General features: G+C 71.7%; 9 protein-coding genes and 1 pseudogene. 8 read left to right on the top strand and 2 right to left on the bottom strand.

Annotated features, from left to right (window positions below):
* The first annotated feature begins 13 nt into the window (after positions 1-13).
* The 3 genes from JHN63_RS43475 to JHN63_RS43465 are packed head-to-tail and all read left to right on the top strand — an operon-like array spanning position 14 to position 2,717.
* A complete protein-coding gene (locus JHN63_RS43475; protein WP_234478570.1) occupies positions 14-742 on the top strand; it encodes a DUF5819 family protein in 729 nt (242 codons plus the stop codon).
* Positions 739-1,962, top strand: a complete 1,224-nt coding sequence (locus JHN63_RS43470; RefSeq protein ID WP_200690652.1) for an HTTM domain-containing protein — start codon at positions 739-741, stop codon at positions 1,960-1,962. Before JHN63_RS43475 ends, JHN63_RS43470 begins: the two co-directional genes overlap by 4 nt.
* The gene (locus JHN63_RS43465) at positions 1,959-2,717 is read left to right on the top strand and encodes an RNA methyltransferase (protein WP_200690651.1); all 759 of its coding nucleotides are present in this window, start codon (positions 1,959-1,961) and stop codon (positions 2,715-2,717) included. Before JHN63_RS43470 ends, JHN63_RS43465 begins: the two co-directional genes overlap by 4 nt.
* A gap of 8 nt (positions 2,718-2,725) precedes the next feature.
* Here JHN63_RS43465 and paaN read toward each other — a convergent pair whose 3' ends face one another.
* A complete protein-coding gene (paaN, locus tag JHN63_RS43460) occupies positions 2,726-4,417 on the bottom strand; it encodes a phenylacetic acid degradation protein PaaN (RefSeq protein WP_200690650.1) in 1,692 nt (563 codons plus the stop codon).
* A gap of 172 nt (positions 4,418-4,589) precedes the next feature.
* Between paaN and JHN63_RS43455 the strand changes: the two genes are divergently transcribed.
* Both JHN63_RS43455 and JHN63_RS43450 read left to right on the top strand, forming a co-directional pair.
* Positions 4,590-6,104: a 3-hydroxyacyl-CoA dehydrogenase gene (locus JHN63_RS43455; RefSeq protein WP_200690649.1), complete on the top strand. Its 1,515-nt coding sequence runs from the start codon at positions 4,590-4,592 to the stop codon at positions 6,102-6,104.
* Complete coding sequence (locus JHN63_RS43450) at positions 6,101-6,691, top strand: TetR/AcrR family transcriptional regulator (RefSeq protein WP_200690648.1); 591 nt, start codon at positions 6,101-6,103, stop codon at positions 6,689-6,691. The genes JHN63_RS43455 and JHN63_RS43450 overlap by 4 nt, the downstream gene beginning before the upstream one ends.
* A 19-nt stretch (positions 6,692-6,710) precedes the next feature.
* On the opposite strand, the gene JHN63_RS43445 is transcribed toward JHN63_RS43450, so the two are convergent.
* Positions 6,711-7,196, bottom strand: a complete 486-nt coding sequence (locus JHN63_RS43445; protein WP_200690653.1) for an Lrp/AsnC family transcriptional regulator — start codon at positions 7,194-7,196, stop codon at positions 6,711-6,713.
* Between the two features lie 189 nt (positions 7,197-7,385).
* Here JHN63_RS43445 and pdhA point away from each other — a divergent pair, with 189 nt between their 5' ends.
* From pdhA to JHN63_RS43430, 3 genes and pseudogenes are all read left to right on the top strand, one after another.
* Entirely contained in the window at positions 7,386-8,522 is a 1,137-nt protein-coding gene (gene pdhA / locus JHN63_RS43440) for a pyruvate dehydrogenase (acetyl-transferring) E1 component subunit alpha (RefSeq protein WP_200690647.1), read from the top strand.
* On the top strand, positions 8,519-9,523 hold the full coding sequence (locus JHN63_RS43435; RefSeq protein WP_200690646.1) for an alpha-ketoacid dehydrogenase subunit beta: 1,005 nt from the start codon (positions 8,519-8,521) through the stop codon (positions 9,521-9,523). Before pdhA ends, JHN63_RS43435 begins: the two co-directional genes overlap by 4 nt.
* Positions 9,523-10,142, top strand: a pseudogene (locus tag JHN63_RS43430) (biotin/lipoyl-containing protein); the annotation flags it as partial. The gene JHN63_RS43435 and the pseudogene JHN63_RS43430, both read left to right, overlap by 1 nt.

Raw genomic sequence — 10,142 nt, 5'->3', positions numbered from 1 at the left:
CGGCAGGCGTCAGATGTGTATAAGAGACAGACCTCCCCCCGAGCCACAGATACAACCGCAGCCACAGCCGCCCCAGGATCCCCCGGACGCCCGGATCGGAGTCTCCGCGCTGTCCCTGCGCTATCAGATCGGTGCCGCGCTGGCGGTCGCGGTCGTCGCGGTGGCCGCGTTCGTCCATCTCGGGATGGTGTTCCTGCACGTCGCGCCGTCGAACACGGTGACGAAGCAGCACGGCAAGGCGATCGACGAGTGGATCTATCCCGAGTTCGAGCAGAACTGGAAGCTCTTCGCGCCTAACCCCTTGCAGCAGAACATCGAGGTCCAGGTGCGCGCGGATGTCCGTACCGCGGCCGGCGCGACCCGTACGACCGGCTGGTACGACCTCTCGGCCGAGGACGGTGCCGCCATCGACGGCAATCTGCTGCCGAGCCACACCGAGCAGAACGAGCTGCGCCGGGCCTGGGACTTCCTCACCGCCACGCACGACGCCGAGAACCGCCCCGTGGGTCTGCGCGGCACGCTCGCGGAGACGTATCTGCGGCGCATCGTCGTCCTGCGCCTGGACCGGGACGGCGCGGCCGGCGGGCAGGGCGGTGTCGTCGAGCGCGTCCAGGTCCGCTCCCGCACCACCAACGTGCCCCCGCCCGAGTGGAGTGACGAGCAGGTGTCGACCACCCCCCAGTACCGCCTGCTGCCCTGGTGGGCGGTCCCGGCGGACGAGGCCGCGGGAGGCATCCGGTGAACGGTTTCTCCCTCGCGGTCTCCCGAGGCATCGCCCGCGTCACCGAATCGGCCCTCGGCCCCTACCAGAGCGCCGTGATCCGCATCGGCTTCGCCGGCACCTGGCTGCTGTTCCTGCTCCGCGAACTGCCCCACCGCCAGGAGCTCTACGGCCCCGACGGACCGTGGAGCTGGGACCTCGCCCACCAACTGATCGCGGACAACGGCGCGTTCACGGCCCTGATGTGGTCGGACGGGCAGTTCTGGTTCGAGACGGTGTACGCGCTGGCCGTACTGGCGAGCGTCCTGCTGCTGCTGGGCTGGCGCACCCGCACGATGTCCGTGCTGTTCATGGTCGGCGTGCTCTCCCTGCAGAACCGCAGCGTCTTCATGGGCGACGGCGGCGACAACGTCCTGCACCTGATGTCCCTGTACCTGGTGTTCACCCGTTGCGGACAGGTCTGGTCCCTCGACGCGCGCCGGGCCCTGCGGACGCGGGACGCACGCGCGCGTGGGGAGCGGATTCCCGACCGGGTCGGTCCCGTCCTGTGGATCGTGCTCGGCGCGGCGCTCGTCGCGGTGACCGCGGCCGGCCGCTTCGACAGCGGCTGGTTCGTGCCCGCGCTCCTGTGGGGCGTCTGGCTGGCGCAGGCCCTGTGGTGGGCGATCGGGCGGTACGCGAGGTCGTACGAGCCCCGGGTGCTGCTCGACGTCGTCGCGAACGTGATCCACAACGGCGCGCTGTTCGTGATCGCGTGCGAGGCCTGTCTGATCTACGCGACGGCCGGCTGGTACAAGATCCAGGGTTCCCGCTGGCAGGACGGCACCGCCGTCTACTACCCGCTCCACCTCGACTACTTCTCGCCCTGGCCCGCCCTCGCCGACCTGTTGGCGGGCAGCGGCACGATGGTGATGCTCGTTACCTACGGGACCGTGATCGTGCAGGTCGCCTTCCCGTTCACACTCTTCAACCGGCGGGTCAAGAACGTCCTGCTGGCCCTGATGATGACCGAGCACGCGGTGATCGCCGTACTCCTGGGGCTGCCGTTCTTCTCCCTGGCGATGATCGCGACGGACGCGGTCTTCCTGCCGACGTCGTTCCTGCGCAGGCTCGGCGGCTGGGCGGCACGCGCGCGTGGACGGTGGTTCGCGCGGGGCGGCCCCACGGTGCCGGACGGGGATCCGGGGGAGCCGCGTGCCCCGGAGAACCCCGAGCCCAGCCCCGTAGGCTTCACCGCATGACCGACCCCGCCGCGACCGTCTGGCGCCGGCTCGCCGACACCTCCGTACTGCTCGACGGTTTCCACGCCCTCAAGCACGCGCTGCGCTTCGGCGCCGAGATCCCGGTGGCGGTCACCACGGACCGGCGGGCGACCCTCGCCCTCGCCGCCGACCTCGCCCCCGACGTACGGGACACCCTGGACGCGCTGCTGACCGAGGTCCCGGAGGACACGTACCGCTCCTTCGTGCCGCGCCCCCACCCCACGGCGGTGGCCGCCCTGGCCGTACGCCCCGCGCGCGAGGCCAACCTGGAGAAGCTCGCGCACACGCCCCGCGGTACGCCCGTCGTGGTCCTCGACAATCCGCGCAACCTGGGCAACGCCGGGGCCGTGATCCGGCTCGCCGCCGGCTTCGGAGCGACCGGTGTGGTCACCACCGGGACGCTCGACCCCTGGCATCCCACGGTCGTACGCGCCGGAGCGGGCCTGCACTACGCGACCGCCGTGGAGCGCCTGACCGTGGAAGAGCTCCCTCCTGGTCCGGTGTTCGCCCTCGACCCGGAGGGCGACGACATCCGGGGGCTCAAGCTCCCGGACGACGCCGTCCTCGCCTTCGGCTCCGAGCGCAGTGGCCTGTCGGCCGAACTACGCGCGCGTACCGACCACTTGGTGGCCCTGCCGATGCGCCCCCAGGTCTCCAGCTACAACCTCGCGACCAGCGTGGCGATGACCCTGTACCACTGGAGTGCCCTCGGGGGCGCACCGCTCGTCTCCTAGGAGGCCCGTTACGCGTCCCGGCGTACCTCGACGACCCGGAAGCGGTTGGCCACGAAGGCGCCGTCGGTCAGCGCCGCGTTGGCCGCCGGGTTGCCGCCCGAGCCGTGGAAGTCGGAGAAGGCCGCCGTCTGGTTGACGAACACCCCACCCGTCAGGTTCAGCGACAACTGCGCCGCCTCCTCCAGGCAGACCTCCTCGACGGCCTTCTCGACCCCCTCGTCGGTGGTGTACGCCCCGACGGTCATCGCGCCCTTCTCCCGCACCGTCCGCCGCAGCAACTCCACCGCGTCGGACGCCGAGTCGACCGCGACGGCGAAGGACACCGGCCCGAAGCACTCGCTCATGTAGGCGGCCTCGTCGTCCGGCTTGGCCCCGTCCAGCTTCACGATGACGGGCGTGCGGACGACCGCGTCCGGGAAGTCGGGGTTGGCGATCTCCCTTGAGGCGAGGGCGACTTCACCCAGGCCGGCGGCTGCCTCCAGGCGGGCCTTCACGTCCGGGTTGACCAGGGCGCCGAGCAGACCGTTCGCGCGCGCGTCGTCGCCCAGGAGACCGTCCACGGACCGCGCGAGGTCGGCGACGACCTCGTCGTAGGACCTGGGGCCCTGGTCGGTGGTGATGCCGTCGCGGGGGATCAGCAGGTTCTGCGGGGTGGTGCACATCTGGCCGCTGTACAGGGACAGGGAGAAGGCGAGGTTGGACAGCATCCCCTTGTAGTCGTCGGTCGACTCGACGACCACCGTGTTGACGCCGGCCTTCTCCGTGTAGACCTGCGCCTGGCGGGCGTTGGCCTCCAGCCAGTCGCCGAAACCGGTCGACCCGGTGTAGTCGATGATCCGGATCTCGGGGCGGGTGGCGAGCGTCTTGGCGATGCCCTCGCCGGGACGCTCGGCGGCCAGCGCCACCAGGTTCGGGTCGAAGCCGGCCTCGGCGAGGACCTCGTGGGCGATCCGCACGGTGAGCGCGAGCGGCAACACCGCGCGCGGGTGGGGCTTCACCAGGACCGCGTTGCCGGTGGCGAGGGAGGCGAACAGGCCCGGATAGCCGTTCCACGTCGGGAAGGTGTTGCAGCCGATGACCAGGGCGGTGCCGCGCGGCACCGGTGTGAACTCCTTGTTCATCACCAGGGGATCGCGCTTGCCCTGGGGCTTGGTCCACTCCGCGACGGCGGGCGTGCGGACCTGCTCCGCGTACGCGTACGCCACCGCCTCCAGGCCGCGGTCCTGTGCGTGCGGGCCGCCCGCCTGGAACGCCATCATGAAGGCCTGGCCGCTGGTGTGCATGACCGCGTGCGCGAACTCGTGGGTCCGGTCGCTGATCCGCTTGAGGATCTCGATGGAGACCACGGCACGCGCCTCCGCGCCCGCGTCCCGCCAGGCCCGCTGACCGGCACGCATGGCCGGCAGCAGCACGTCGAGGTCCGCGTGCGGGTACGTCACGCCCAACTCGACGCCGTACGGCGAGACTTCGCCGCCCACCCAGTCGTCCGTGCCGGGCTGGCCGAGGTCGAGGCGGGTGCCCAGGAGGGCGTCGAAGGCGGCCTTGCCCGCCGCCGCGTCCAGGCTGCCGTGCTCGCCGTAGGCCTTCGGGTGTTCGGGGTGCGGGGACCAGTACGCGCGCGTGCGGATCGCTTCCAGCGCCTGGTCGAGTGTCGGCCGGTGCCGGGCGATCAGCTCGTGCGTGGACGGTTCGGCGGCCATGCGGGACCAACTCCTCGTTTCAAGAACTCGTGTGCGAGCTCATGACCTGGGCGGGAACAGGGAAAGGATCGGAAGCGGGAACAGGCGGTCAGAGTTAGAGTAACCGAACGATCGGTCGGGACAAGGGGGTCCGCCGCATCTGTGGAAAACCCCGTGCGGGAGGATCGCGCACATGACAGCACTCGACCTCAGCAGCCCCGTGGCCGTCGTCGGCACCGGCACCATGGGCCAGGGCATCGCCCAGGTCGCGCTGACCGCGGGCCACGTCGTACGGCTGTACGACGCCGTACCGGGACGGGCCAGGGAGGCGACCGACGCCATCGGCGCCCGGCTCGACCGGCTGGTCGAGAAGGACCGGCTCACCGCCGCCGACCGGGACGCCGCGCACGCCCGGCTGCTGCCCGCCGAGGCCCTGACCGACCTCGCGGACTGCACCCTGGTCGTCGAGGCCGTACTGGAGCGGCTGGACGTCAAACAGCAGCTGATGCGGGACCTGGAGGACATCGTCGGCGAGGACTGTCTGCTCGCCACCAACACCTCGTCCCTGTCGGTGACGGCCATCGGCGGCGCCCTGCGCAACCCCGGCCGCTTCGTCGGGCTGCACTTCTTCAACCCGGCGCCCCTGATGCCGCTCGTCGAGGTCGTCTCCGGGTTCGCCACCGACGTCACGTCGGCCACGCGCGCGTACGAGATGTCCCGGGCCTGGGGCAAGACCCCCGTCGCCTGCGCCGACACCCCCGGCTTCATCGTCAACCGCATCGCCCGGCCCTTCTACGCCGAGGCCTTCGCGGTCTACGAGGCACAGGCCGCCGACCCGGCCACCATCGACGCCGTCCTGCGCGAGGCCGGCGGCTTCAAGATGGGCGCCTTCGAACTGACCGACCTCATCGGGCAGGACGTCAACGAGTCCGTCACGCACTCCGTGTGGCAGGCCTTCTTCCAGGACGTGCGCTTCACGCCCTCGCTCGCGCAGCGCCGGCTGGTCGAGTCCGGCCGCCTCGGCCGCAAGACCGGGCACGGCTGGTACGACCACGGGGACGACGCCGAGCAGCCCGAGCCGCACACCGCGGAACCGGCTCAGGCGCCCGCGTACGTCGTCGTGGAGGGCGACCTGGGCCCCGCGGCCGACCTGGTCGCGCTGATCCGCGAGGCGGGCATCGTCGTCCGCGAGGAGGAAGAGGACCACGGCACCCGGATGGTGCTGCCCGGTGGTGGTCAACTGGCGCTCGCCGACGGGCAGACCTCCGTCGAGTTCCGTGACGTCGTCTACTTCGACCTCGCGCTCGACTACCGCAGGGCCGGCCGTATCGCCCTGTCCGCCTCCCAGGACACCGCCTCGCAGACCCTCACCGAGGCGATCGGTCTCTTCCAGGCGCTCGGCAAGGACGTCAGCGTCGTAGGTGACGCCCCCGGGATGATCGTCGCCCGCATGGTGGCCCGGATCGTCGACCTCGCGCACGACGCCGTGGCCAAGGGCGTCGCCACCGAGGAGGACATCGACACCGCGATGCGGCTGGGTGTCAACTACCCTCTGGGTCCGTTCGAATGGAGCCGCAGGCTCGGCCGGAGCTGGGCCTACGACCTCCTGGACGACCTGCACCTGCGTGACCCGTCGGGACGGTACGCGCCGTCCCTCGCGCTCTACCGCCACGCGTACGCCACCGAGAAGCGGGAGGGCACCCCATGACCACCGCCAAGCGCGACACGTACACCCCGGAGACGCTGCTCTCCGTAGCCGTCCAGGTCTTCATCGAGCGCGGCTACGACGGCACCTCCATGGAGCACCTCGCCAAGGCGGCCGGTATCTCCAAGTCGTCGATCTACCACCACGTCACCGGCAAGGAGGAGCTGCTGCGCCGCGCGGTCAGCCGCGCCCTGGACGGCCTCTTCGGGATCCTCGACGAGGAGCACGCACGCGTGGGGCGCGCCGTCGAGCGGCTGGAGTACGTCGTACGGCGGATGGTCGAGGTGCTGACCTCCGAGCTGCCGTACGTGACGCTGCTGCTGCGGGTGCGCGGCAACACCGACGCCGAGCGGTGGGCCCTGGAGCGGCGCCGGGACTTCGACCACCGGGTGGCCGATCTGCTGAAGGCCGCGGCGGCCGACGGCGATGTGCGCGGTGACGTGGAGGTACGGCTCGCGACCCGGCTCGTCTTCGGGATGATCAACTCCATCGTGGAGTGGTACCGGCCCGACGGACGGGGCATGGGCGAGCGCGAAGTGACCGACGCAGTGGCCCAGTTGGTGTTCTCCGGGCTGCGCGCGCAGAACTGAGCCCCTCCAAGGGGCCGGGTCAGCCCTGGGGCTCCAGGTCCTCCTCCTCGAACACCAGAAGCGTGCGTGTGCTGAGTACCTCGGGGATCGCCTGGAGCCGGTTGAGGACCAGGTCGCGCAGCGCCCGGTTGTCCAGGGTGTGCACCAGGAGCAGCACGTCGAAGTCGCCGCCCACCTGCGCGATGTGCGAGGCGCCCGGCAGGAGCCTGAGCTGTTCGCGGACCGTGCGCCAGGAGTTCTGCACGATCTTCAGGGTGATGTACGCCGACGTGCCCTGCCCCGCGCGTTCATGGTCGACCCGGGCGCCGAAGCCGCGGATGACGCCGTCCTCGATGAGCCGGTTGATCCGCGCGTAGGCGTTGGCGCGCGAGACGTGCACCCGTTCGGCGACCGACCTTATCGACGCGCGGCCGTCCGCCTGGAGCATCTTCAGGATGTCCTGATCGATGGCGTCGAGCGGACGCGGGGACGGCAGGGCGCTGCTGTCGTCCGGGCCTTCGGCCATTTGTTCAGGTGCCATGTCCCCCCGCCTCCCTACCATGGACGTACTGCGTTCATTTCAGGTTGTGGAGAACCGTTTGTCCACAGCCTGGAGGTGCCTGTAGCCAAAATGTGCCGACGACCGAACAATCGGTAGGGAGGCGCGGCACGTCCGACGCGCCTCTCCGAGCCACTCCCCCGAGGAGGTGCCGTCATGACGGTCATGGAGCAGCGGGGCGCGTACCGGCCCACACCGCCGCCCGCCTGGCAGCCGCGCACGGACCCCGCGCCGCTGCTGCCCGACGCCGCGCCGTACCGCGTGCTCGGCACCGGGGCGGCCGCGCAGGCCGACCCCGGACTGCTGCGCCGGCTGTACGCCGAGCTGGTGCGCGGCCGCCGGTACAACGCGCAGGCCACCGCCCTCACCAAGCAGGGCCGGCTCGCCGTGTACCCCTCCACCACAGGCCAGGAGGCCTGCGAGGTCGCCGCCGCGCTGGTCCTCCAGGAGCAGGACTGGCTCTTCCCCAGCTACCGCGACACCCTCGCCGCCGTCGCCCGCGGCCTCGACCCCGTGCAGGCCCTCACCCTGCTGCGCGGCGACTGGCACACCGGCTACGACCCGCGCGAGCACCGCATCGCCCCCCTCTCCACTCCCCTCGCCACCCAACTGCCGCACGCCGTCGGCCTCGCCCACGCGGCCCGCCTCAAGGGCGACGACGTGGTCGCGCTCGCCATGGTCGGCGACGGCGGCACCAGCGAGGGCGACTTCCACGAGGCACTGAACTTCGCCGCCGTCTGGCAGGCCCCGGTCGTCTTCCTGGTCCAGAACAACGGCTTCGCGATCTCCGTCCCCCTCGCCAAGCAGACCGCGGCCCCCTCCCTGGCCCACAAGGCCGTCGGCTACGGCATGCCCGGCCGCCTGGTCGACGGCAACGACGCGGTCGCCGTGCACGAGGTCCTGGCCGACGCCGTACGGCACGCGCGCGAGGGCGGCGGTCCCACGCTCGTCGAGGCGATCACGTACCGCATCGAGGCCCACACCAACGCCGACGACGCGACCCGCTACCGCGTCGAGACCGAGGTCGAGGCCTGGCGCGCGCACGACCCGATCGCCCTCCTGGAGCACGAGCTGACCGAGCGCGGGCTCATCGACGAGGCCGGCATCCAGGCCGCCCGCGACGCCGCCGAGACCATGGCGGCCGAGCTGCGCGCGCACATGAACCAGGACCCGGTGCTCGACCCCATGGACCTGTTCGCCGACGTGTACGCCGAGCCCACCCCCCAACTGCGCGAACAGCGCGAACAGTTGGCGGCGGAGCTCGCGGCCGAGCGGGAGGGGACGCACTCATGACCACCGTCGCCCTCAAACCCGCCACCATGGCGCAGGCCCTCACGCGCGCGTTGCGTGACGCCATGGCCGCCGACCCCACCGTGCACGTCATGGGCGAGGACGTCGGCACCCTCGGCGGCGTCTTCCGGGTCACCGACGGCCTCGCCAAGGAGTTCGGCGAGGACCGCTGTACGGACACCCCCCTCGCCGAGGCCGGCATCCTCGGCACGGCCGTCGGCATGGCGATGTACGGCCTGCGCCCGGTCGTGGAGATGCAGTTCGACGCCTTCGCCTACCCGGCGTTCGAGCAACTGATCAGCCACGTCTCCCGCATGCGCAACCGCACGCGCGGGGCGATGCCCCTTCCGATCACCGTCCGGGTCCCCTACGGCGGCGGCATCGGCGGCGTCGAGCACCACAGCGACTCCTCCGAGGCCTACTACATGGCGACCCCGGGCCTGCACGTCGTCACCCCCGCGACGGTCGCCGACGCCTACGGCCTGCTGCGCGCCTCCATCGCCTCCGACGACCCGGTCGTCTTCCTGGAGCCCAAGCGCCTGTACTGGTCGAAGGACACCTGGAACCCCGACGAGCCGACCCCCGTCGACCCGATCGGCCGCGCGGTCGTCCGCCGCCCCGGCCGCAGCGCCACCCTCATCACCTACGGACCCTCCCTGCCCGTCTGTCTCGAAGCCGCCGAGGCGGCCCGCGCCGAGGGCTGGGACCTCGAGGTCGTCGACCTGCGCTCCCTGGTGCCCTTCGACGACGAGACGGTCTGCGCGTCCGTACGGCGCACCGGCCGCGCCCTCGTCGTGCACGAGTCGGGCGGCTACGGCGGCCCGGGCGGCGAGATCGCGGCCCGGGTCACGGAGCGCTGCTTCCACCACCTGGAGGCACCGGTGCTGCGCGTCGCCGGGTTCGACATCCCGTATCCGCCGCCGATGCTGGAGCGGCACCACCTGCCCGGCGTCGACCGGATCCTGGACGCCGTGGGCCGCTTGCAGTGGGAGGCGGAGAACTGATGGCACAGGTATTGGAGTTCAAGCTCCCCCGACCTCGGCGAGGGCCTCACCGAGGCGGAGATCGTGCGCTGGCTGGTCGAGGTCGGCGATGTCGTCGCCATCGACCAGCCGGTCGTCGAGGTCGAGACGGCCAAGGCGATGGTCGAGGTGCCCTGCCCCTACGGCGGCGTCGTCACGGCCCGCTTCGGCGAGGAGGGTGCCGAACTGCCCGTGGGCGCACCGCTGTTGACGGTCGCGGTGGGAGCACCGGCCGCCGACACCGAAGCGGAGACCGAGGGCTCGGGGAACGTGCTGGTGGGCTACGGCACCGGGGCACCTCCCGCGCGGCGGCGCAGGGTTCGGCGGATGGCGGCGGACGTCGTGACGTCGGTGGCGGACGCCCCCGCCCCGGAGACCGGCGGTCGCGGCGACGGTCCCGTACCCGTGATCTCGCCCCTCGTCCGACGGCTCGCGCGCGAGAACGGCCTGGAACTGCGGGAGTTGACGGGTTCCGGGCGGGACGGGCTGATCCTGCGGGCGGACGTCGAGAAGGCCCTCCGCGCGGCGGCGGCCCAGGAGGCGACCGCACAGGAAGCGACCCTCCTGCCCCCGGCCACGCTCCCCGACCCCAAGGCCACGC

Source organism: Streptomyces sp. MBT65 (assembly GCF_016612545.1).
Taxonomy (GTDB): Bacteria; Actinomycetota; Actinomycetes; order Streptomycetales; family Streptomycetaceae; genus Streptomyces.
This window is presented reverse-complemented; position numbering and strand designations above follow the sequence as displayed.